Genomic DNA, 23,218 nt, shown 5'->3' on the forward strand with positions numbered 1-23,218 from the left:
GGTTCGCGGCCGGTGAAGCCCATTTCCTAGGGGTGTTCTTCATAGTTGGGGCCCACGCAGTAGATGCGGTGCACCGGAAAACGCTCGCTCTGGCCCACCACGGGCACGCTGGCGACAGGGGCGGGGGGAAACACATAGCTCGGGGTCATGTCTGCTCGTCTTCTTTCAGCTGGGGGGGAGAGGGCCGCGGGGCCGGCACGCTGCCGTGCCGGTGGTGCGGGCCATTTCAGGGAGAACCGGGGGTTGCGGGCGCCCTGCGGCAGTGTGCCATGGCTGCAGGGCGCGTGCCGAGGGCCGCCTGCTGCGGGGCGCTACACTCGCGCCCATGGCACAGAGCTTCGATTTCCACAACACGCCAGGGCACCTGGTGCGCCGCGCCCACCAGCGCACCGTGGCGCTTTTCATGGAAGAAACCGCAGGGTTCGACGTGACGCCGGTGCAGTTCGCCATCCTGCACGAGCTGCTGGCCCGCCCAGGCGAAGACCAGGTCACGCTCGCGTCGCGCGTGGCGTTTGATGCCGCCACCTCGGGCTCGGTCATCGGGCGCCTGGAAAAACGCGGCTGGATCCGCCGCGAGCCCGACACCCGCGACCGCCGCCGCAAGCTTCTGTGGATCACCCCCGAGGGCGAGGTGGCCGCCCTGCAGATGCGCGACGCCGCGCAGCGTGTGCAGGAGCGCCTCACGGCCCCGCTGAACGCCCAGGAGCGGGAAGACCTGATGTCCATCCTCACCAAGGTGGTCTACCACCACAAGGACCCGGCGGGCACCCTGGGCGCCTGACGGGCTGAGAGGCTGAGCCGCACGGTGGCACACCGACCCAGGCTGCGGGGTGGTGCCGCAGTCCGTGAATTTTTCGTATCCACAAAGATTTGAGATTTGCCCATGCAGCTCTACAGCTACTTCCGTTCTTCGGCATCGTTTCGCGTGCGCATCGCACTGGCGCTCAAGGGCCTCAGCTTCGACTACAGGCCCGTGCATCTGGTGAAGGGCGAGCACAAGGCGCCGGGCTATGCCGAGCGCATCGGCGACTCGCTGGTGCCCACGCTGGTCACCGACGCAGGATCGGCGCTGTCGCAGTCGCTGGCCATCATCGAATACCTGGACGAAACCCACCCTACACCCGCGCTGCTGCCCACCACGCCTCTCGCCCGCGCCCGCGTGCGCGCACTGGCGCAAACGGTGGCCTGCGACGTGCACCCCATCGCCAACCTGCGCGTGCTGAAGTACCTGGTGCATGAGCTGAAGGTGGACGAAACCGCCAAGAACGCCTGGTACCACCACTGGGTGCGAAATGGGCTGGAGGTGCTGGAGCGCCAGCTGGCGCTGCTGGCCCGCGAGCGCGCTGCCCAGGGACTGGCACCGTCGGTGCTGTGCTGGGGCGACACGCCCACGCTGGCCGATTGCTGCCTGGTGCCGCAGATCTTCAACGCCCAGCGCTTCAACGTGAGCCTGGAGGGCCTGCCCCTCACCCTGGGCGCGTTCGACGCCTGCATGTCGCTGCCCGCGTTCCAGGCGGCGCAGCCCTCGGCCTGCCCGGACTTCGAAGCCTGACCGCCATGGCACACGCCGACTGGTGGGTGCCCGACTGGCCTGCGCCGCCGGGCGTGCACGCGCTGTGCACCACGCGCGCGGGCGGCCACAGCGCTGCCCCGTACGACAGCCTGAACCTGGGCACCCATGTGGGCGACGATGCCGAGGCCGTGCGCGCCAATCGCCAGGTGCTGCAGGCGGCGCTGCAAGCCCGCACGCCGGGCGCCCGCGCCACCTTCTTGAGCCAGGTGCACGGCGTGGGCGTGGCCGATCTCGACCTCCACACCCCCGACGGCACTGAGGCCGATGCCTGCACGACCCGCGTGGCAGGCGCGGTCTGCACCATCATGGTGGCCGACTGCCTGCCCGTGCTGCTCGCCCACCGATCGGGCGCCGTGGTGGCGGCGGCCCATGCAGGCTGGCGGGGCCTGGCAGGCCATGGCGGGCGGGGCGTGCTGGAATCGGTTTTTGAACGTTTTAGTGCCCTAGCGCTTGATGGACAAGCGTTGGCAGCTATCAAAAGTGAAGTTCCCGGCGGCACGCTGGCCTGGCTGGGCCCCTGTATCGGGCCGGAAGCGTTTGAGGTGGGTGAGGACGTGCGGGCAGCGTTCTGCAGCGTGGACCCGGGCGCGCAGTGCTGCTTTGTGCCCCGGCCCGGGCCAGCGGGCAAGTTTCTGTGCGATCTGGCGGGCCTTGCGCGCCGGCGGCTTCGGGCGCTGGGCATCACGCAGGTCTACGGCAACGACAGCACGGCGCCGTGGTGCACCGTGACCCAGGCTTCAACCTTCTTTTCGCACCGGCGCGACAGCGTCGCCCTCGGGGGCAGCGGCCGCTTCGCGGCCTGCATCTGGCGCGGTTGATGCCGAGCCGCCCGATGGGGCTTCCGTCGGGTTGTCTTCACGCAGCGCCGCCTGCTCGGCGTCGTAGGCTGCCTGCTCCTCGGCTTCACGCGCCTTGATCGCGCGCTTGCGCGACGGAGTGCCGAGGATGTAGACCAGGATGCCCATGGGCAGCAGCCCATACAGCGCAAACGTGATGATGGCCGCGAGCACCGTGCCCTGCGGGCTGGTCGCTTCGGCCACGGCCATCATCAGGGTGACATACGTCCACGCAATCACGATCAGGTACATTGGTTTGGGCCGTTGAAAAAGGGTGTGGGTGAGGAGATTCGGGAGGCTGTCAGGGGCAAGCCGTTGCCATGGCGGAGATGGTGGGCAACAATGGCCCTGAACCCAGGCCCCCGACGTTGCGAGCGATCAAACACAAGGAATAAAGAGCATGAATTCTGAGTCACCCTGGGCCCAAAGCGCTCAGCAGTTCCAGCAGATTGTCGAACAAAGCTGGTCACAGGCACTGCAGTCGTTCCAGTCCATGAACCTCGGCGCCCCGGTAGCGGCGGCGCCCGCGGTGCAACTCTCCCCCGCCAAGCTCAAGGCGCTGCAGGAGCAGTACCTCAGCGAGGCCCGGGCCTTGTGGGCCCAGGGCCTGCAGGGCACGCCCGAGGTCAAGGACAAGCGCTTTGCCGGCGAAGGCTGGGCCAGCAACCCGGTGGCCGCCTTCTCGGCGGCGGCCTATCTGCTCAACGCCCGCACCCTGATGGGGCTGGCCGACGCGGTGGAGGCCGACGAGAAAACCAAGGCCCGCATCCGCTTCGGCGTGGAGCAGTGGATGGCCGCCATGGCGCCCAGCAACTTCCTCGCCTTCAATGCCGAAGCCCAGAAAAAAGCCATCGAGACCAAGGGCGAAAGCATCGCCAAGGGCATGCAGAACCTGCTGCACGACATTTCGCAAGGCCATGTCTCCATGACGGACGAGAGCCTGTTCGAGGTGGGCCGCAATGTGGCCACCACCGAAGGCGCCGTGGTGTACGAGAACGAGCTGTTCCAGCTGCTCGAATACAAGCCCCTCACGGCCAAGGTGTACGAGCGGCCCTTTTTGCTGGTGCCGCCGTGCATCAACAAGTTCTACATCCTCGACCTGCAGCCCGAGAACTCGCTGATCCGCTATGCGGTGGAGCAGGGCCACCGCACCTTCGTGGTGAGCTGGCGCAACCCGCACGAAGACCTGGGCCACAAGACTTGGGACGACTACGTGGAAGACGGCGCCATGGCGGCCATCGACGTGGTGCAGAACATCACTGGCGCCGCGCAGATCAATGCGCTGGGCTTCTGCGTGGGCGGCACCATCCTGAGCAACGCGCTGGCCGTGCTGGCAGCGCGCGGCGACGAGCCCGTGGCCAGCGCCACCTTCCTCACCACGCTGATTGATTTCACCGACACCGGCATCCTCGACGTGTTCATCGACGAAGCCTTCGTCAAGTTCCGCGAGATGCAGATGGGCAAGGGTGGCCTGATGAAGGGGCAGGACCTGGCCTCGACCTTCAGCTTCCTGCGCCCCAACGACCTGGTGTGGAACTACGTGGTGGGCAACTACCTCAAGGGCGAAACGCCGCCGCCATTCGACCTGCTGTACTGGAACAGCGACAGTACCAATCTGCCCGGCCCGTTCTACGCCTGGTACCTGCGCAACTTCTATCTCGAAAACAACCTGGTGGAGCCCGGCAAACTCACGGTGTGCGGCGAGAAGCTCGACCTGAACGACCTGGACTTGCCGGTCTACATCTACGGCTCGCGCGAAGACCACATCGTGCCGGCCACGGCAGCCTACGCGTCCACCCAGGTGCTGCCGGGCAAGAAGCGCTTCGTGATGGGCGCCTCGGGCCACATTGCGGGCGTCATCAACCCACCCGCCAAGGGCAAGCGCAGCCACTGGACACGCGCCGACGGCAAATTTCCGGCCACGCTCGACCAGTGGCTCGAAGGCGCCACCGAGCACCCCGGCAGCTGGTGGACCGACTGGTCCGGCTGGCTCAAGAGCCACGCAGGCAAGCAGATTGCGGCGCCCAAAGCCTATGGCAAGGGCACCAAGTTCAAGGCCATCGAGCCGGCGCCTGGCAGCTACGTCAAGCAGAAATCGTGATACGCAAAAGTCCTGACTTTCAGCACTGCGAGAATCACCGAGCAACAACCCTCAACGACAAGGACACAACACCATGGAAGACATCGTCATCGTTTCGGCCGCCCGCACCGCTGTAGGCAAGTTTGGCGGCGCCCTGGCCAAGACGCCCGCCAGCGAACTGGGCGCCATCGTGATCCGCGAAGCCATCGCGCGCGCCGGGTTGTCGTCCGACCAGATCGGCGAGGTCATCATGGGCCAAGTGCTGACGGCCGGCGTGGGCCAGAACCCCGCGCGCCAGGCGTCCATGAAGGCCGGTGTCGCCAAGGAAACGCCTGCACTCACCATCAACGCCGTGTGCGGCTCGGGCCTGAAGGCCGTGATGCTGGCTGCGCAGGCCGTGGCCTGGGGCGACAGCGAGATCGTGGTGGCTGGCGGCCAGGAGAACATGAGCCTGGCGCCCCACGTGCTCAACGGCTCGCGCGATGGCCAGCGCATGGGCGACTGGAAGATGGTCGATTCCATGATCGTGGACGGCCTGTGGGACGTGTACAACCAATACCACATGGGCATCACGGCCGAGAACGTGGCCAAGCAGTACGGCATCACGCGCGACATGCAGGACGCGCTGGCCCTGGCCAGCCAGCAGAAGGCGGCCGCCGCGCAGGACGCCGGCAAGTTTGCCGACGAAATCGTGGGCGTGAGCCTGCCGCAGAAGAAGGGCGACCCCATCGTCTTCAACACCGACGAATACCTGAACCGCAAGACCAACGCTGATGCGCTGGCCGGCCTGCGCCCTGCGTTCGACAAGGCCGGCAGCGTGACGGCAGGCAACGCATCGGGCCTGAACGATGGCGCCGCAGCCGTGGTGGTGATGAGCGCCAAGAAGGCGGCCGCCCTGGGCCTCAAGCCCCTGGCCCGCATCGCGGCGTTCGGTACCAGCGGCCTGGACCCCGCCACCATGGGCATGGGCCCGGTGCCCGCCTCGCGCAAGGCCCTGCAGCGCGCGGGCTGGAATGCCGCCGACGTGGACCTGTTCGAGCTGAACGAGGCTTTTGCCGCCCAGGCCTGCGCCGTGAACAAGGAATTGGCCATTGACCCCGCCAAGGTCAACGTGAACGGCGGCGCCATCGCCATTGGTCACCCCATTGGCGCGTCCGGCTGCCGCATCCTGGTCACGCTGCTGCACGAAATGCAGCGCCGTGATGCCAAGAAGGGCCTGGCCGCTCTGTGCATCGGTGGCGGCATGGGGGTTTCGCTGGCTGTGGAGCGCTGATACCGCCTCGCCGCTGCCATGGCATCTGAAAGGCCGCGCCATCGCGCGGCCTTTCTTTTTCCGGGGCGCGACGCAGTGCCCGAAGCGCGGCAGCGTGCACCAAAAATGTGACGAATTGCGACCGCTTTCGTGCGTCAGGCGTGTGACGCAGGCCGATGCGCCAAAAACCAAACAGGTTCAGTGTTTACCTTCACCGCGCACCGGGATTTCTTGGGTAGAGTGGCGGTGAGCACATCACCCAAAAAAGGAGAAATCACATGAGCCAGAAAGTTGCATACGTCACCGGCGGCATGGGCGGCATCGGCACCGCCATCTGCCAGCGCCTGCACAAGGAGGGCTTCAAGGTCATCGCCGGCTGCGGCCCGACACGCGACCACGCCAAATGGATTGCCGAGCAGAAGGCCCAGGGCTTCACCTTCTACGCGTCGGTGGGCAATGTGGGCGACTGGGATTCCACGGTGGAGGCCTTCAGCAAGACCAAGGCCGAGCACGGCACCATCGACGTGCTGGTGAACAACGCCGGCATCACCCGCGACCGCATGTTCCTCAAGATGTCGCGCGAAGACTGGGACGCCGTCATCGAAACCAACCTCAACAGCATGTTCAACGTGACCAAGCAGGTGGTGGCGGACATGGTGGAAAAGGGCTGGGGCCGCATCATCAACATCAGCTCGGTCAATGGGGAGAAGGGTCAGGCCGGCCAGACGAACTATTCGGCCGCCAAGGCCGGCATGCACGGTTTTTCCATGGCTCTGGCGCAGGAGTTGGCCACCAAGGGCGTGACGGTGAACACCGTAAGCCCGGGCTACATCGGCACCGACATGGTCAAGGCGATCCGCCCTGACGTACTGGAGAAGATCGTCGCCACCGTGCCGGTGAAGCGCCTGGGCGAGCCCAGCGAGATCGCGTCCATCATCGCCTGGCTCGCATCGGAAGAGGGCGGCTATGCCACGGGCGCCGATTTCTCGGTCAACGGCGGCCTGCACATGGGCTGATTCCGCCCGTCAAAACCTGCAGCGCAGGCAACAAAAAACCCCGCAATGCGGGGTTTTTTGTTGAGAGGATCAAAAGTGGGAAGGGGCTGCCCGCAATGGGGAAGGGGCTGCCGCTCCTTCCGTCAGCAACGGGCCGGGGCGCGCTTACGGTCGCGTTCGTCTTCGGGCCAGGCGGACAAAATTGCAGTGGTGTTCATGTTGGAAAACTCCTGAGATGTACCCACAACGCAAGGCCGTGACCGCAGGTTGACGCTTCCTGCAAAAAAAATGCAACTGTTTGAACCCTGCTTTTGCTCCCAATTTTTGCTACAAATTCAGTAGCTATAGGTTATTTATGGACAAGCGTTGAGAGGCAAAAAGGCCAACAAAATTTACAGGGTTTTACATCTTCGGCCCAGCGCCGCCGCGGAAATTTCTTCGAGCGCCGAAGAAATTTCGAGCCACCGTTCTTCGAGCTGGGCGGTTTCGTCATTGCCGGCCTTGAGCCGTTTCCCGCAGTCTGCGATTTCCGCCGGGGGCAGGGGTTGCGCCAGCCGGGTTTCGAGTTGCGCGCGCTCGGCGGCAAGGGCCGCCAGGCGTTTGTCGATCTGCTCCAGTTCCTTCTTCAGCGGGCGGGTCTTTTCGGCCAGTGCCTGGCGCGACTGGGCCGCCTGCTTGCGCATTTCGCGCTGGTCGCCCTGCGGCGCCGCTTCGGGCACAGACGCCGGGGCGGGTGCAGCCGACGCAGCCGCCGCTGGCGCAGCGAGAGGCGCCGTGGCGGAGGCCTTGCTGGCCGCCAGATCTTCCTGTTCGGCCTGCCGGGCCTCCTCGCGCAGGCGGCGCGATTCTTCCAGCAGATACCGCTGGTAGTCGTCCAGGTCGCCATCGAACGGGCCCACCACGCCGCGGCCCACCATCCAGAAGTCCTCGCAGACCGAGCGCAGCAGCGCCCGGTCGTGGCTGACCAGCATGACGGTGCCGTCGAAGTCGTTGAGCGCCATGGCCAATGCCTCGCGGGTCGCCAGGTCCAGGTGGTTGGTCGGCTCGTCCAGCAGCAGCAGGTTGGGGCGCTGCCAGACGATCATGGCCAGCACCAGGCGGGCCTTTTCGCCGCCGCTCATGGTGCCCACGGCCTGCTTGACCATGTCGCCGGTGAAATTGAAGCTGCCCAGGTAGCTGCGCAGGTCCTGCTCGCGGCTGGGTTGCTTGGCGTCGGGACCCAGCTCCTTGGCCAGGCGGATCATGTGCTCCAGCGGGTTTTCGGCGGGCCGCAGCACGTCCAGTTCCTGCTGGGCAAAGTAGCCAATGTTCAGGCCCTTGCCTTCGGTGATGCTGCCGCCGAGCGCCTTCATGGTGCGTGCAATCGTCTTGACCAGCGTGGACTTGCCCTGGCCGTTGGCACCCAGGATACCGATGCGCTGGCCCGCCAGTACCGAGCGGTTGACGCCCGACAGGATGGTGGTGGGCGTGCCTTCTTCGTCCACGTAGCCGAACGAGGCATCGCTGATGGCGAGCATGGGGTTGGGCAGATTGGCCGGTTCCTTGAACTCGAAGGTGAATTCGGCCTCGGCCAGCACGGGGCCGATTTTTTCCATGCGTTCGAGCTGCTTGACCCGGCTTTGTGCCTGCTTGGCCTTGCTGGCCTTGGCCTTGAAGCGGTCGATGAACTTCTGCAGGTGGGCCATCTTTTCCTGTTGCTTGGCAAAGCTGGCCTGCTGCAATTCGAGCTGCTGGGCGCGCAGTTCCTCGAACTTGCTGTAGTTGCCGCCATAGCGGTTCAGCTCGCCTTGCTGGATCTGCAGGGTGACGTTGGTGATGGCGTCCAGAAACTCGCGATCGTGGCTGATCACGATCATGGTGCCCGCATAGCGCTTGAGCCAGGCTTCCAGCCAGACCAGGGCGTCCAAATCCAGGTGGTTGGTCGGCTCGTCCAGCAGCAGCAAATCGCTCGGGCACATCAGCGCGCGGGCCAGCTGCAGGCGCATGCGCCAGCCGCCCGAGAAGCTGTTGACCGGGTTGTCCAGCTCGCTCACGCGAAAGCCCAGGCCCAGGATCAGTGCCTGGGCGCGGGCCACGGCGTCGTGCGCACCGGCATCGTGCAGGTCGGAATAGGCATGCGCGATGGCCATGCCGTCGTCGCTGGCCTCGGCCTCGGCCAGTTGCTGCTGCACCTCGGCCAGGCGGGTGTCGCCCTCCAGCACGAAGTCGGTGGCCGACTGGTCGGTTTCGGGCATGTTCTGCGCCACCTCGGCCATGCGCCAACTCGACGGGATGTGAAAGTCGCCGCCGTCTTCGTGCAGCTTGCCGCTGAGCAGCGCAAACAGGCTGGATTTGCCCGCCCCGTTGCGGCCCACCAGGCCGACGTTTTCCCCGGGGTTAATGGTGGTGGAGACGCTGTCGAGCACGACCTTGGTGCCGCGTCGCAGGGTGACGTTCTTGAGGGTGATCATCCGGAATTCAGAAAAAGGCGCACCCGCCGGCACAGGGGCTCGCGGCGGGTGGCATGCAAAAAAACAAGGCGCCAGCAGAGTGGCGCAGGCCTCTATTGTGCCGTGGGTGGCGTCGTGGACGCGTTTTGCGCCGCCAGCGCCTGGCGGGTGACGAGCAGAACCTGGTCCTCACCCGCGCTGGTGTCGAGCCAGAAAACCGGCAGGTGGGGGAACGCCGCCTCGAAGTAGGCGCGCTCGTTGCCGATCTCCAGGATGATCACGGCGTCTTCGGTCATGCAGGCGGGGGCGGCGGCAAACAGCCGGCGCACGAAGTCCATGCCGTCCTGGCCGCCGGCCAGCGCCAGTTCGGGCTCCGCCAGGTACTCGCGGGGCAGGGCGGCCATGCTGGCGGCGTTGACGTAGGGCGGGTTGCACAGGATCAGATCCCAGGGGCCGGGGACATCGGCAAGCCCATCGGAGACCTGCAGCGCGATGCGGCCTTGCAGCCCGTGCTTGTCCACATTGATGCGGGCCACGGCCAGCGCGTCGGGTGAAATGTCGGCACCCGTCACCTGCACCTCGGGCCAGGCCATGGCCGCCAGCACGGCCAGGCTGCCGTTGCCGGTGCACAGGTCCAGCACCTGGTGGGTAGCGTCGCTCAAAAAGCCGTCCACGCTGCCGTCGGCCAGCAGCTCGGCAATGAAGCTGCGCGGCACGATGGCGCGCTCGTCCACATAGAACGGCACGCCCTGCAGCCAGGCCTCGCGCGTGAGGTAGGCGGCAGGTTTGCGGGTGGCGATACGTTCTTCAAAAAGTGTAGCTACCAGCGCTTGCTGGTCGGGCGCTACGGGCTGATTTGCTATCAAATCCAGGTCGCTGTCGAGCGGCAGGCCCAGGCGCCACAGCACCAGCCACGCGGCTTCGTCATGGGCGTTGGTGGTGCCATGGCCAAACGCCACACCGGCCGCAGACAGACACTGCGCGCCGGACTCGACCAGTGCGCCCACGGTGTCGCCCGTGGGGGATGCGAGCGGGGAGGTGCTCATGCGGCCGCCGTGGTGGCCGCTGCCAGGGCCTGCGCATGCAGGTTTTCCAGCGTGCGGCGGTAGATGTTCTTCAGCGGCTCGATGTCGGCCACCACCACATGCTCGTCGATCTTGTGGATGCTGGCGTTGGGCGGGCCCAGCTCGATCACCTGCGGGCAGACCTGTGCGATGAAGCGGCCATCGCTGGTGCCACCCGTGGTGGACAGCTCGGTGGTGATGCCGGTTTCTGCCGTGATGGCCTGCTGCACCGCGCTGACCAGATCGCCCGGCGTGGTCAGGAATGGCTGGCCGCCCAGCGTCCAGCGCAGGTCGTACTCCAGGCCGTGGCGGTCCAGCACCGCATGCACGCGCTGCTGCAGGCTCTCGGCCGTGGATTCGGTGGAGAAGCGGAAGTTGAAGTCGATCACCACCTCGCCCGGAATCACATTGGTGGCGCCGGTGCCCCCGTGCATGTTGCTGATCTGCCAGCTGGTGGGCGGGAAGAACGCGTTGCCGCGGTCCCATTCGGTGGCGGCCAGCTCGGCCAGCGCGGGCAGGGCCTGGTGGATGGGGTTGCGGGCGAGCTGCGGGTAGGCGATGTGGCCCTGGATGCCGCGCACACTGAGCTTGCCGCTCAGGGTGCCTCGGCGGCCGTTCTTGATCATGTCGCCGGTCTTTTCGACCGAGGTGGGTTCGCCCACGATGCAGTAGTGCAGCGGCTCGCCACGCGCCTTGAGCTGCTCGACCACCACCTTGGTGCCGTCGACCGAGGGGCCTTCCTCGTCGCTGGTCAGCAAAAAGGCGATGTGGATCAGCGGGTCTGGCGTGGCCGCGAGAAACTCCTCCACCGCCACCACGAACGCCGCGATCGAGGTCTTCATGTCGCTGGCACCCCGGCCGTAGAGCTTGCCGTCCTTGTGGGTGGGCACGAAGGGATCGCTGCTCCACTGTGCCAGCGGGCCGGTGGGCACCACATCGGTGTGGCCCGCAAACACTACCGTTTTGATAGCTATCTTTCCTTTGCCATCAAGCGCTGATGGCCTTTTTGCCCATAAGTTGCTGACGCGAAAATCCGCCGGGCCGCTGTCGAGCCGCTCGCACGCAAACCCGAGCGGTGCCAGCCGCCCCGCCAGCAGGTCGAGGCAGCCCGCGTCCTCGGGGGTGATGGAGGGCAGGGAGATCAGCTGTTCGGCAAGGTGCAGGGTGCGGGACATCGGGGCGCGGGCGAAAAAGGGGGATGACATTCAAACAATCAGTTGCCAAGGGCGCGGCCTTAAAAACTGGCGTGGCCAAGGCGAGAGACGCCTAGCAAGGGGCGCCTCGCAGCGAAGGCGTCGTCCCCCAGCGGGGGAAGGCGCCGAAGGCGACTCAGGGGGGTCACACTGCAGGTTTCACATCCAGCACGATTTCGGTGAACGAAGGCGCATCGTCTGGCGTGTCCCGTGCTTCCTTCTGCGCTTTGGCGGCGTTGGCCGCCAGCGAGAAGTCGTTCTGCAGGCGCCACATCAGGTTGGTGGGCGAGTCGGCATAGGCCAAGCCTTCCTTGCGGTCGATCTTCTCGTCCATGATGAGCTTGGCCAGGGCTTCTTCAAACGTCTGCGAGCCTTCGGCCATGGACTTTTCCATGGCCTCTTTCACGCCCGAGAAGTCGCCTTTTTCGATCAGGTCGGATACCAGCTTGGTGTTGAGCATCACCTCCACCGCGGGGGTGCGCCGGCCGTCCAGCGTGCGCACCAGGCGCTGCGAGATGATGGCCTTCATCGCGGAGGCCAGGTCGCCCAGCAGCGTGGGGCGCACCTCCACGGGGTAGAACGACAGAATGCGGTTGAGCGCGTGGTAGCTGTTGTTGCCGTGCAGCGTGGCCAGGCAGAGATGGCCGGATTGCGCGTAGGCAATGGCGGCCGACATGGTTTCGCGGTCGCGGATCTCGCCGATCAGGATCACGTCCGGCGCCTGTCGCAACGCATTCTTGAGCGCGATCTGCAGCGACTGCGTGTCGCTGCCGATTTCGCGCTGGTTGACGATGGACTTCTTGTTCCTGAACTGGTATTCGACCGGATCCTCGATGGTGAGGATGTGGCCGGTCAGCGACTCGTTGCGCGTGTCGATCATGGACGCGAGCGACGTGCTCTTGCCCGAGCCGGTGGCCCCCACCATCAGGATGAGGCCGCGCTTTTCCATGATCAGGTCGCGCATGGTGGCCGGCAGGCCCAGCGAGTCGAACTCCGGGATTTGCTGCGAGATGAAGCGGATCACCACCGCGTAGCTGCCGCGCTGGCGCATGGCGCTGACGCGAAACCGCCCCACGCCATTGAGCGGCACACCCATGTTCAGCTCGCCGGTCTCTTCCAGCTCTTCGATGCGGTCGGGCGGGACCACCTCGGAGAGCAGGTTGCGCGGGGCGTCGGGCGGCAGGATCTGGTTGTTGATCGGCACGCACTCGCCGTTGATCTTGATCAGCGCCGGGGCATTGGCCGACAGGTAGACATCCGATGCCTTCTTTTCGCTCATCAGGCGAAGAATCCGCTCCATCGTGCTCATGGTGTTCCCCTCTTGTTGTCGGTCGGTCGGTCGGACAGTCGGTCGGTGCGGCGGCGATCAACGGCGGCGCAGTTCTCAGTCGCGCAGCAGGTCGTTGATGCTGGTCTTGGAGCGCGTCTGCGCGTCGACCTGTTTGACGATGATGGCGGCGTACATGCTGTAGGGCGCGCCATTGGCGGCCGTCTTGGGCAAATTGCCGCTGACCACCACCGAGCCCGCAGGCACGCGGCCGTAGCTGATTTCACCCGTGGCGCGGTTGAAGATGGGGGTGCTCTGGCCGATGTACACGCCCATGCCCAGCACGGCGTTTTCTTCGATCACCACGCCTTCAACGACCTCGGAGCGCGCGCCGATGAAGCAGTTGTCTTCGATGATGGTGGGGCCGGCCTGCAGAGGCTCCAGCACACCGCCAATGCCCACACCGCCCGACAGGTGCACGCCCGCGCCGATCTGCGCGCAGGAACCCACGGTGGCCCAGGTGTCCACCATGGTGCCTTCGCCCACATAGGCGCCGATGTTCACGTACGAGGGCATCAGGATCGCGCCCTTGGCGATGAAGCTGCCGCGGCGCGCCACGGCCGGGGGCACCACGCGCACGCCGGTGGCCTTCATCTCGTCCTCGGACAGGTGGGCGAACTTGGTCTGCACCTTGTCAAAAAAGCCGAGGTCGCCAGCCTTCACGAGCTCGTTGTCCTTCAGGCGGAAGGACAGCAGCACCGCCTTCTTGATCCACTGGTGCACGGTCCACTGACCCACACCCTCGCGGGTGGCCACGCGCAGCTGGCCGTTGTTCAGCTCGGCGATCACGTGCTCGACAGCGTCCTGGATCTCCTTGGGGGCGGCAGCGGGCGAGAGGCTGGCGCGGTTGTCCCAGGCGTTGTCGATGATGGTTTGGAGTTGTTGGGTCATGTTGCTTGCAAGGGTCTGTCTTACTGGCGGGCAGTACGGGATTGAATGAATTGCACGATGCGCAGTGCGGCCTCCACGCACTCTTCGGCTTCGGCCACCAGGGCCATGCGCACGCGCTGGGCACCGGGGTTGCTGCCTCCGGCCTCACGGGCCAGGTAGCTGCCCGGCAGCACCGTCACATTGTATTGAGCCAGAAGGGCCCGCGCGAACTCGGCATCGGTCATGCCCAGCGCATCGGGCACCTTGGCCCAGAGGTAAAAACCGGCGTCGGGCAGCGCCACGTCCATCACACCCGCCAGCAGCGGGGTGACCTGCGCAAACTTCTTGCGGTAGAGCGTGCGGTTTTCCGCCACATGCTTCTCATCGCCCCAGGCGGCGATGCTGGCGGCCTGCACGACGGGGCTCATGGCGCTGCCGTGGTACGTGCGGTAGAGCAAGAACGCCTTGATCAGGCCGGCGTCGCCCGCGACAAAACCGCTGCGCAGGCCGGGCACGTTGCTGCGCTTGGACAGGCTGGTGAACGCGATGAGGTTGCGGTAGTCGCCCCGGCCGAGCTTGTGGGCCGCCTGCAGGCCGCCCAGCGGCGGCTCGTCGCGGAAGTAGATCTCGCTGTAGCACTCGTCCGAGGCGATCACGAAGCCGTAGCGGTCGCTCAGCTCGAACAGTCTTTTCCACTCGCTGAGCGGCATCACTGCGCCGGTGGGGTTGCCCGGAGAGCAGACGAACAGCAGCTGGGTGCGCTGCCACACGCTGTCGGGCACGGCGTCCCAGTTGACGGCGAAGTTGCGGGCCGGGTCGCTGGCGGCGTAATAGGGCTCGGCCCCGGCCAGCAGCGCGGCGCCTTCGTAGATTTGGTAGAACGGGTTGGGGCACACCACCAGCGGCTGCCCGCGCGAGGGGTCGATGACCGTCTGGGCAAAGGCGAAAAGTGCCTCGCGCGAACCGTTCACAGGCAACACCTGGGTGCTGGGGTCCAGCGACAGCGCATATCGCTTGTGCAGCCACTGCGTGAAGGCCTCGCGCAGGCGCAGCTCGCCAGCCGTGGCGGGGTAGGCCGCCAGCCCGCCCAGGTTGTTACAAAGTGCATCCTTGATGAATGGCGGTGTAGGATGGCGCGGCTCACCCATTCCAAGGCTGATGGGGTTGTACGCCGCAGGCGGCGTCACCCCGGCAAAAAGCTGGCGCAGCCGCTCGAACGGATAGGGCTGCAGGTGGGAGAGCAGGGGGTTCATGGGGCGACATTATGGGCGACGGCGCGGTGCGGGCTTCATGCTTGTGCAGGCGCACCGTCCGCCTATCGCAAACCCTGGTCCGCCGGTTTTGTCAGTGGAACGTAAGAGCGCGTCCCTAGCGTCGCATGCGGTTGGCAATAACGACAAGAGAGACAACATGGCTGGATTCGTCGGGCTTCGCCCGGGTCTTTGGTGGATGCGCCGATGGCACCTGCCCGGCAAGCTGCTCACGCTGGGCTTGGTGGCGGCACTGGCGGTCGCTTTGGCGGCGGCGGCGGCGCCCTGGTGGGCGGTGGCCCTGGGGTCGGCACTTGCGCTTTACATGCTGCTGGCCCTGTATGCCAGCCTGTCCACCGACCTGGCGGAACTGGCGAGGACCATGGACCTCACGACCGGCGGCGACCTTCGCGCCCACAAGGGCAGTTACGGGGCCGACGAGGTTGGCGCCCTGGCCCAGTCGCTCGACCGCATGGTGCTCACGCTGTCGTCCATGGTGGCGGACATCCGCAGCAATGCCGCACTGGTGGCGCACGCCGGGCAGAGCCTTGCGGACGGCAACCGATCGCTGGCGGACCGCACCGAGCAGCAGGCGGCCAACCTGGAGCAGACCGCAGCCAGTGTGGAGCAGCTGTCATCCGCCGTACAGAACAACGCCCAGACCGCGCAGAGTGCCGATGCGCGCGCGGCCGGGGTGCGTCAGGCGGCCGACACCGGCTCGCAAGCCATGGCCCGCGCCGTGCAGTCGGTGGAGGCCATCCAGCAGGGCGCGCGGCGCATGACGGAGATCATCGGCGTCATCGACAGCATCGCGTTCCAGACCAACATCCTCGCGCTGAATGCCGCCGTGGAGGCCGCCCGTGCCGGCGAGCAGGGCCGGGGCTTTGCCGTGGTGGCCGCAGAGGTGCGCACGCTTGCAAAGCGGTCGGGTGATGCGGCGCGCGAGATCCGCGAGCTGATCGGTGCGTCGGTCAGCCAGGTCGAGGCCAGCGCCGGGCTGATACGTTCGGCGGGTGAAGGCATTGCCAGCATGGCCGGCGGCATCCGCAGCGTGGCGGCCAACATGAGCGAGATCTCGGGCTCGAGCGCCGAACAGAGCACCGGTTTGCGCGAGATCAGCGCTGCCGTGCAGCAGCTCGACCAGATCACCCAGCACAACGCGCAGATGGTGGGCCAGGCCGTGCACCAGGCGAAGGCGCTGCAGCAGCGGGCCTCGACACTGTCGCGCGCGGTGGCGGCCTTTCGGCTGCAGCAGGGCACGGCGGAAGAGGCCGTTGCGCTGGTCCACAAGGCGATGGCCCTGCACAAGACCACCTCGCGCGACCAGTTCCTGCGCAGCATCACCGACAAGAACCAGCCGTTCCACGACCGCGACATGTATGTGTTCGTGCTGGACACGAGCGGCACCTATCTGGCGTTCGGGGGCAACCCCGCCAAGGTGGGAACGCGGGTGCAGGACATTCCGGGCATCGCGGGCGACCAGCTGGTGCGCGACATCGTGGCGCAGGCAGACCATGCGCCGGGGTGGGTGGAATACGACATCACCAACCCGGCCACCGGGGCCGTGCAGACCAAGATGTCTTACGTGAGCCGTGCGGGTGATGGCTATGTGGGCTGCGGTGTCTACAAGACCCTGGCGGCGCGATGACGCGGGGCTGAAAGGCCATACGCGCCGCCCGGTAGCACGCCTCGTTGGCTGAAAGGCGCGCCGCGCTGCGCTATCACCCGTGCTCGGAACCCGATTTGGGAGCGGGCCCGCGCCGTTGGCGGGCGCGCTCCAGCGCTGCGGCGATGGCGGCCTGGCGCGCTGCGGCAGCCGCGGTGCTAGCAGCAGTTTCCCCGCTGTCTTCGGCACGGTCCGCCACCACCGCGGCCGGGCTTGGCGCACTTGGGTCGGGCTCCTCGGCAGCGTCCACATCTTCGAGCGGCAGGCGTTGCCGGTGCCGCTGATAGCGCTGGCGCGCCTGTTCGGCCAGGGGCGCTGACCACGCTGCCCAGCCTGTGGCATCGCCCGAGGCGTTTTCAAGCTGAATGCAGTCGACAGGGCACACCGGCACGCACAGCTCGCACCCGGTGCAGTAGGGCTCGATCACGGTGTGCATGCGCTTGTTGGAGCCGACGATGGCGTCGGTCGGGCAGGCCTTGATGCACAGCGTGCAACCGATGCACCAGGCCTCGTCGATCAAGGCCACAGTGCGGGGTGCTTCCACGCCATGCGCAACGCTCAGGGGCAGCGCCGGCAGGCCGGTGATGGCGGCCAGGCGCGCCACGCCTTCGGCGCCGCCCGGCGGGCACTGGTTGATGGCGGCAGCGCCCTGGGCAATGGCCTGCGCATAGGCGGCGCAGTCGGGGTAGCCGCAGCGGGTGCACTGCGTCTGCGGCAGCGCAGCGTCAATCCGAGCCGCAAGGCCTGAGAGCGCGGCGGGCGAGGGAGCGCGCGGGTGGGCGATCAACCTTTGCGGGCCGCGCTGCGGCGGGGGCGCGCGGCGGACGCAACGGCCTTGGTGATGCCGGCATCAGCGGGCGGGGCCTCGTCGGCGGCGGCGGCACCGGTTTTCACCCAGCGTGTGGCCACCGCGCCTGGCGCCGAGGCCGTAGCCGTCACAGCGGGTGCGGACGCCTTGGTGCTTGTCTTGGCAGGGCTGGTGGCTTTCGTGGCCTTGGCGGCAGCCTTGGGGGTCGCCGTCTTGCGTGGGGGAGCTGCGTCCTCGAAGGTCTGTGTCACTGGGGCGGCGGCGTTCTTCTGCGGCTTTTCATGCTCCAGGATGAACGCACGTACCTGGGGGTACACCATCTCGCGCCAGCGGCGGCCGCTGAAGATGCCGTAGTGCCCGGCACCTTTGACCTCCATGTGGCGCTGCTCCTTGCTCACGATGCCGCTGCACAGGCCGTGGGCCGCTTCCGTCTGGCCGGAGCCGGAGATGTCGTCCAGCTCACCTTCCACCGTGAAGAGGGCTGTGGCCTTGATGTCCTGGGGACGCACGCGCTCGACCTTGCCCTCGGGGGAGCGCACGTCCCAGGTGCCATGCACCAGCTTGTAGTCCTGGAACACCGTCTGGATGGTCTCCAGGTAATAGTCGGCGTCCATGTCCAGCACGGCGTTGTACTCGTCGTAGAACTTGCGGTGGGCTTCGGCGCTGGCGTCGTCGCCCTTGATCAGGTCCTTGAAGTAGTCGTAGTGGCTGCTGGCATGGCGGTCGGGGTTCATGGCCACAAACCCCGTGTATTGCAGGAAGCCGGGGTACACGCGCCGCCCTGCGCCGGGAAAGTTGTCGGGCACGCGATAGATCACGTTGTTCTCAAACCACTCGAAGCTGCGGTTGGTGGCCAGGTTGTTCACCGCCGTGGGCGACTTGCGCGCATCGATGGGCCCGCCCATCATGGTCATGGACAAGGGCGTGGTTTCGCCCCGGCTGGCCATCAGCGACACGGCGGCCAGCACGGGCACCGTGGGCTGGCACACGCTGATGACGTGGCAGTTGCCGTAGATGCCCTGCAGGTGCCGGATGAAGTCCTGCACATAGTTCACGTAGTCGTCGAGGTGGAATTCGCCGTCTGCCAGCGGCACGAGGCGGGCGTTCTTCCAGTCGGTGATATAGACCTTGTGGTCCTTGAGCATGGTGCGTACGGTGTCGCGCAGCAGCGTGGCGTAGTGGCCTGACAGGGGTGCCACGATGAGCACCACGGGCTGCGCCTTGAGCTTGGCCAGCGTGTCCGTGTCGTCCGAGAAGCGCTTGAAGCGGCGCAGTTCGCAGAAGGGCTTGTCCACCTCCACGTTCTCGTGCACTGCCACGCCCACCCCGTCCACATCCACGGTGTGGATGCCGAAGGCGGGCTTTTCGTAGTCCTTGCCCAGGCGGTACAGCAGCTCGTAGCCTGCCGACATGCGCTGTGCAAAGGGGCTTTCGCTGAAGGGGGACAGGGGGTTGCTGAACAGCTTGGCGGCTGCCTGCGCAAAGTCGGTGAAGGGCTCCATCAGGGAGCGCTGGGTTTCGTAGATGTGGTAAAGCATGGGGCGAAACTCCGTTTGTTGCAGTGCAATATAGCAGCACTTGATAACCAGTGCATGGAGGATAACCACCAATCCTCAGTCGCCTTTGCGACATGGGTGGAGTCGCCAGAGTCATCAAAAATGATAGCTATAAACCGTTATCAGATAAGCGCTGAAGGCGGTTTTTATCTAAATGTTACTGGGGTGAGGCGTGCGGGTGTTCGAGCAGCCAAGCCTCGAAAGCCTCGCGGGCCGAATTGCGCAGCGCGGGGCGAAACACCGACTTGTTACTGAGGTACAGGCAATGCCGGATCACGGTGTAGGGGTTGAAGCTGCCCTGCGGGTTCTGCTCTTCAAAATGCTGCTTGTAGCGCTTCACCGTGCCCACCGTCTCACGCAGCAGGGTGTTGAAGCGTGCCCGGGTCAGGCCCGGCGACCACAGCTGTATGTCATCCACAAACCCGTCCACCTTGGAGGGCTCGAACTCGAAGTCCTTGAAAAAATGCGTGGCGATCTTGAGGAAGGTGAACGCATTGAGCTCGCTGCTGCCCGGGCCGCCGCGCGCCGGGGTCACGGCATCGGCCGCATCGTCGACCGGCTCGGCGGTCTCGTCCGGCGCTTCCAGCAGTTCGGCGGCGGTGGCGTCGCGGATCTGGCGAAACTCGCGGTCGGCCAACTCGAACAAGGCCGCCAGCACGTTGATGCGCCGCTTGAGTTGCCCGGGGATCGACTTCTTGTATTTGATCTTGTGGTCCAGCACGCTCCAGGAATCCTGGATGATGGTGCGCACCTGCAGCTCGAACGGCTGGGTGGCATAGGCCGCGTGCTCGGGCAGCTCCCGGTCGGCCGAGCGCAGCTTCAGGTCCAGATGCAGTCCCTTGTAGCCGAACGACGCCTCGGTGCTTTCCACGGCAGTGACCTTGTCGGTCACGTCGATCACGGCAAAACGGGCGCGCAGCACCTGCGCCACCTTCTCCAGCTCGTCCTCGTACAGGCACACCACCCGGATGCCCACCAGGTCGGTGATGTAGGTCTCGATGTCATAGGGCGTGTTGGACTCTTCGAGCGCCGGCCGGTACTTGCGCACGAACTTGCGGATGCACTCGTCCGTGTCCTTGACGCGGCCTTCCACCTTCGCAACGTCCACACCGCCGGCCTGCGCCACGGCCGCCGACACCAGGGCCGTGAGCGCGGCGCAAGCCTTTTGCAGGGAGGCCTCGCGCTGGGCGTAGGCAGTGCGAAACCGGGTTTCTTCCAGATCAAAGTCGAGGGACGGCATGTGAGAAGCGCTGATGAAACGAGGGCAGGCCCGGTTGGCGCGGAGGATCGCGGCAAGCGGCGTCGTGGAGGGGCCACAGTGCCCCACTGCGGTGAGTATGTGGGCAAATGCCACTTGGCGATGACAGACAGCAGCCCATAATGGTGCACGCCCCTGCGCCCCTCCATGCAAGAGCCCACCATTCCATCCCCCGCCGACGATAGCGACGCCTCCACCGCTTCGGGCCCGCCCGCCGCAGGCTTGCGTCCCCATGCCGCCACCAGCCACCGCTGGGTGCCGGTGGTGCTGCCGCCGCTGGTGGGGCTGATCATGCTGGGCCTCACCTACCTGTACTGGCAGGCCGAGGAGACCCACACCCGCGCGCAACGGGTGCAAAACTTCGAGGTGGCTGCCGATCAGGTCGCCTACAACCTGCGGGACCGCATGGCCACCTACGAGGTGGTGTTGCGCGGGGTCAAGGGCTATTTCGAGGGCTCGGAGAGCATCGACCGCGAGGAATTCCGGGCCTATGTCGAGGCGCTGCAGTTGCAGGAAACCCGCCCGGGGCTGCAGGGCGTGGCGCTGATCCTGCAGCTCACCGAACCCCAGCTCGAGCAGCATGTCGCGGACATGCGCCGGCGCGGCTACCAGCAATATTCGGTGCGGCCGCCCGGTGCGCGCCCCGCCTATGCCCCCATCACGCACATCGAGCCCCTGCGCGGCGACAACCTGCGCGCGCTGGGCCTGGACATGCTGACGCTATCGCCCGCGCGCCAGGCGCTGGAGCAGGCGCGGGACACGGGCGCGCTGGCCCTGACGGCGCCCATGGCCCTTCAGCCGGACGAAGCGCCGCAAAGCGGCATTCCCGGCGTGGTGATGTTCCTGCCGATGTATGCACCGCAGGCCGACGCCGGCAGCGGCGCGGCGCGGCGGGCCAGCCTGCTGGGGTGGGTGTCCGCGCCGTTCCGCGCGGGCGATGTCATCGACGGCATGGCGCGCGAGCTGGACCCGGACATCGGCGTATCCCTGTATGACGGCCCGGCCGGTGCCACTGGCACGCGGCTGTATGGCCCGCCAGCCACGACCCAGGCCGACAGCAGCGCCAGCAGGGCCCACGGCGGCTTGCAAAGTGTGCGAACGCTGGACGTCGGGGGGCGCACCTGGACGCTGTACATGCGGCCTTTGCCCAGCTTTGCGCTGCGCCACCAGGACGGCAGCCACCATGCCGTCGCGGTCATCGGCGGTGCCATCAGCCTGCTGCTGGCCTGGTTTACCTGGCTGCTGGCCACCGGCCGCGAGCGCGCCGTGGCCCTCGCGGACCGCAGGACCGCCGAACTGCGCGCCGCGCGCGATGACCTCGAAAGCACCCTGAGCGCCATCCCCGACCTGCTGTTCGAACTGGGGCTGAACGGGCGCATTCTTCGCTTCCGATCCGGTGGCTCCGACATGCTGGCCGTGCCGCCCGAAATGTTCCTGGGACGCCTCCTGTCCGAAGTCGTGCCGCCGGAGGCCGTAGCAGGCTGCCATGCCGCCCTGCAGACCGCCCACCGCACGGGTTACTCGGCAGGTCACCAGTTCAAGCTGGAGCTGAACGGCAAGGCGCACTGGTTCGAGCTGTCGATCGCGCGCAAGGAAACCGCAGAAGTCCCCGAGCGCGCTGAAGGCGGCGAGGGCACAGACGCGGTGCAGGAATCGGAGGTCCCGCGCTTCATCGCACTGTCGCGCGACATCACCGAGCGCAAGCGGGCAGAGGCGCGCACGCATCAGCTGGCCTATTTCGACGCGCTCACGGGTCTGCCCAACCGGCGGATGCTGCTGGACCGCCTGGAACATGCGCTGGCCAGCGCCCAGGCCAGCGCCCAGGTGGGCGCAGTGTTGTACCTGGACCTTGACGACTTCAAGCAGATCAACGACGCGCGCGGCCACACCGTGGGCGATGCGCTGCTGGTGCAGGTGGCGCAGCGCCTGCAGCGGCACATGCGACCGGGCGACACCGTTGCGCGCCTGGGCGGCGACGAGTTCGTGCTGCTGGTGCACAACCTGGCTGCCGATGTGGAAACCGCAGGCCGCACGGCACTGCTGGTGGCGGAAGATCTGCGCGCCGAACTGGAGGCGCCCTACGCGATCGAGACGCACCTGTACAGCGCCACCGGCAGCATTGGCATCACGCTGTTTCCCAAGCGCGGCGAGGGCGTGGAAGACCTGCTGCGCGAAGCGGACACCGCCATGTATCGCGCCAAGGACCTGGGCCGCAACCGCATCCGCTTCTACGAGGCCGCCATGCACGCCGACGTGCAGGAACGCCTGGCGCTGGAGCAGGACCTGAAAAAAGCCCATGCCGAAGGCCAGCTCGCGGCCTTCGTCCAAAGCCAGGTCGACGCCCAGGGCCGTGTCGTTGGCGGCGAACTGCTGATGCGCTGGAACCACCCGGTGCGTGGCAACGTGCCGCCCAGCCGCTTCATCCCCATTGCAGAGGCGTCGGGGCTCATCCTGCGCATGGGCGACTGGATGATCCAGCAGGCCTGCGAAACCCTGGCCCGCCTGCAGGCCAGCGGACAGGCCCTGTCGCTGTCCGTCAACGTGAGCGAGCGGCAGTTCCGCCAGGACGATTTCGTCGACCGCGTGCGCCATGTGCTGGCCCACACCGGCGCCGACCCGGCCAACCTCATCCTCGAAGTGACCGAGAGCCTGCTCATCGAAAACCTGGACGACACCATCGCCCGCATGACGGAAATCGTGGGCCTGGGCGTGCGCTTCTCGATCGACGACTTCGGCACGGGCTATTCCAGCCTGGCCTACCTCAAGCGCTTGCCGCTGTATGAGCTCAAGATCGACAAGAGCTTTGTGCAGGACACCCCCGACGACCCCAGCGACACGGCCATCGTGCAGTCCATATTGGCGGTGGCCAGCCACCTGAAGCTGCGGGTGGTGGCCGAAGGGGTGGAGACCCGCGCCCAGGCCGACTTCCTGGTCCAGAACCAGTGCGAATGCCTGCAGGGCTACCTGTTCGGGCGGCCGGAGCCGCTGGGGGTGTGGGTGGAGCGGCTCCTGGTCCACTGAAACCGAGAAATGGGCGGTGCGAGCGTGTCTGGGTCGGGCC

Annotated in this window: 18 protein-coding genes and 1 pseudogene; 8 read left to right on the forward strand and 11 right to left on the reverse strand. The window is 66.4% G+C overall.

Annotated features, from left to right (window positions below; all coding sequences use genetic code 11):
- Window positions 1-29: 29 nt before the first annotated feature.
- A pseudogene (locus tag ACOQFS_RS17260) lies at window positions 30-149 on the reverse strand (FAA hydrolase family protein); the annotation flags it as partial.
- Window positions 150-325: 176 nt separating this feature from the next.
- Here ACOQFS_RS17260 and ACOQFS_RS17265 point away from each other — a divergent pair.
- From ACOQFS_RS17265 to pgeF, 3 genes are all read left to right on the forward strand, one after another.
- Window positions 326-781, forward strand: a complete 456-nt coding sequence (locus ACOQFS_RS17265; RefSeq protein ID WP_421564060.1) for a MarR family winged helix-turn-helix transcriptional regulator — start codon at window positions 326-328, stop codon at window positions 779-781.
- 102 nt (window positions 782-883) lie between these two features.
- Entirely contained in the window at window positions 884-1,552 is a 669-nt protein-coding gene (gene maiA, locus ACOQFS_RS17270; protein ID WP_421564061.1) for a maleylacetoacetate isomerase, read from the forward strand.
- A 5-nt stretch (window positions 1,553-1,557) separates the two neighbouring features.
- Entirely contained in the window at window positions 1,558-2,391 is an 834-nt protein-coding gene (gene pgeF, locus ACOQFS_RS17275) for a peptidoglycan editing factor PgeF (protein ID WP_421564062.1), read from the forward strand.
- On the opposite strand, the gene ACOQFS_RS17280 is transcribed toward pgeF, so the two are convergent.
- Entirely contained in the window at window positions 2,311-2,661 is a 351-nt protein-coding gene (locus ACOQFS_RS17280; RefSeq protein WP_421564063.1) for a hypothetical protein, read from the reverse strand. The two genes, pgeF and ACOQFS_RS17280, sit on opposite strands and share 81 nt — an antisense overlap.
- Window positions 2,662-2,809: 148 nt before the next feature.
- Here ACOQFS_RS17280 and ACOQFS_RS17285 point away from each other — a divergent pair, with 148 nt between their 5' ends.
- The 3 genes from ACOQFS_RS17285 (at window position 2,810) to phbB (ending at window position 6,757) form a co-directional block, all read left to right on the forward strand.
- A complete protein-coding gene (locus ACOQFS_RS17285) occupies window positions 2,810-4,510 on the forward strand; it encodes a PHA/PHB synthase family protein (RefSeq protein ID WP_421564064.1) in 1,701 nt (566 codons plus the stop codon).
- A gap of 73 nt (window positions 4,511-4,583) precedes the next feature.
- On the forward strand, window positions 4,584-5,762 hold the full coding sequence (locus ACOQFS_RS17290; RefSeq protein ID WP_421564065.1) for an acetyl-CoA C-acetyltransferase: 1,179 nt from the start codon (window positions 4,584-4,586) through the stop codon (window positions 5,760-5,762).
- Between the two features lie 257 nt (window positions 5,763-6,019).
- Window positions 6,020-6,757, forward strand: coding sequence for an acetoacetyl-CoA reductase (gene phbB / locus ACOQFS_RS17295; protein ID WP_421564066.1), 738 nt, complete (start codon window positions 6,020-6,022; stop codon window positions 6,755-6,757).
- 371 nt (window positions 6,758-7,128) lie between these two features.
- On the opposite strand, the gene ACOQFS_RS17300 is transcribed toward phbB, so the two are convergent.
- The 6 genes from ACOQFS_RS17300 to dapC form a co-directional block, all read right to left on the reverse strand.
- Window positions 7,129-9,186, reverse strand: coding sequence for an ABC-F family ATP-binding cassette domain-containing protein (locus ACOQFS_RS17300; protein WP_421564067.1), 2,058 nt, complete (start codon window positions 9,184-9,186; stop codon window positions 7,129-7,131).
- A 92-nt stretch (window positions 9,187-9,278) separates the two neighbouring features.
- Window positions 9,279-10,211 carry a 50S ribosomal protein L3 N(5)-glutamine methyltransferase gene (gene prmB, locus ACOQFS_RS17305; protein WP_421564068.1) on the reverse strand — a complete coding sequence of 311 codons (933 nt, stop codon included), beginning with the start codon at window positions 10,209-10,211 and terminating at the stop codon, window positions 9,279-9,281.
- Complete coding sequence (gene dapE, locus ACOQFS_RS17310) at window positions 10,208-11,404, reverse strand: succinyl-diaminopimelate desuccinylase (protein WP_421564069.1); 1,197 nt, start codon at window positions 11,402-11,404, stop codon at window positions 10,208-10,210. The genes prmB and dapE overlap by 4 nt, the downstream gene beginning before the upstream one ends.
- A 163-nt stretch (window positions 11,405-11,567) precedes the next feature.
- Window positions 11,568-12,731, reverse strand: coding sequence for a PilT/PilU family type 4a pilus ATPase (locus ACOQFS_RS17315; protein ID WP_421564070.1), 1,164 nt, complete (start codon window positions 12,729-12,731; stop codon window positions 11,568-11,570).
- A gap of 75 nt (window positions 12,732-12,806) precedes the next feature.
- A complete protein-coding gene (gene dapD, locus ACOQFS_RS17320) occupies window positions 12,807-13,640 on the reverse strand; it encodes a 2,3,4,5-tetrahydropyridine-2,6-dicarboxylate N-succinyltransferase (protein ID WP_421564071.1) in 834 nt (277 codons plus the stop codon).
- Between the two features lie 20 nt (window positions 13,641-13,660).
- Entirely contained in the window at window positions 13,661-14,872 is a 1,212-nt protein-coding gene (gene dapC / locus ACOQFS_RS17325) for a succinyldiaminopimelate transaminase (protein WP_421564072.1), read from the reverse strand.
- A 157-nt stretch (window positions 14,873-15,029) separates the two neighbouring features.
- On the opposite strand from dapC, the gene ACOQFS_RS17330 reads away from it, so the two are divergent.
- Window positions 15,030-16,517, forward strand: a complete 1,488-nt coding sequence (locus ACOQFS_RS17330; protein ID WP_421564073.1) for a methyl-accepting chemotaxis protein — start codon at window positions 15,030-15,032, stop codon at window positions 16,515-16,517.
- Window positions 16,518-16,590: 73 nt separating this feature from the next.
- On the opposite strand, the gene rsxB is transcribed toward ACOQFS_RS17330, so the two are convergent.
- From rsxB to ACOQFS_RS17345, 3 genes are all read right to left on the reverse strand, one after another.
- Entirely contained in the window at window positions 16,591-17,322 is a 732-nt protein-coding gene (rsxB, locus tag ACOQFS_RS17335; RefSeq protein ID WP_421564074.1) for an electron transport complex subunit RsxB, read from the reverse strand.
- Window positions 17,319-18,881, reverse strand: coding sequence for a polyhydroxyalkanoate depolymerase (locus tag ACOQFS_RS17340; protein ID WP_421564075.1), 1,563 nt, complete (start codon window positions 18,879-18,881; stop codon window positions 17,319-17,321). The genes rsxB and ACOQFS_RS17340 overlap by 4 nt, the downstream gene beginning before the upstream one ends.
- A 175-nt stretch (window positions 18,882-19,056) precedes the next feature.
- Window positions 19,057-20,139, reverse strand: coding sequence for a GTP pyrophosphokinase (locus tag ACOQFS_RS17345; RefSeq protein ID WP_421564076.1), 1,083 nt, complete (start codon window positions 20,137-20,139; stop codon window positions 19,057-19,059).
- Between the two features lie 165 nt (window positions 20,140-20,304).
- Here ACOQFS_RS17345 and ACOQFS_RS17350 point away from each other — a divergent pair, with 165 nt between their 5' ends.
- On the forward strand, window positions 20,305-23,178 hold the full coding sequence (locus ACOQFS_RS17350; RefSeq protein WP_421564077.1) for a bifunctional diguanylate cyclase/phosphodiesterase: 2,874 nt from the start codon (window positions 20,305-20,307) through the stop codon (window positions 23,176-23,178).
- Window positions 23,179-23,218: the final 40 nt, after the last annotated feature.

This window comes from Paracidovorax sp. MALMAid1276, from assembly GCF_049198005.1.
Classification (GTDB): domain Bacteria; phylum Pseudomonadota; class Gammaproteobacteria; order Burkholderiales; family Burkholderiaceae_C; genus Acidovorax.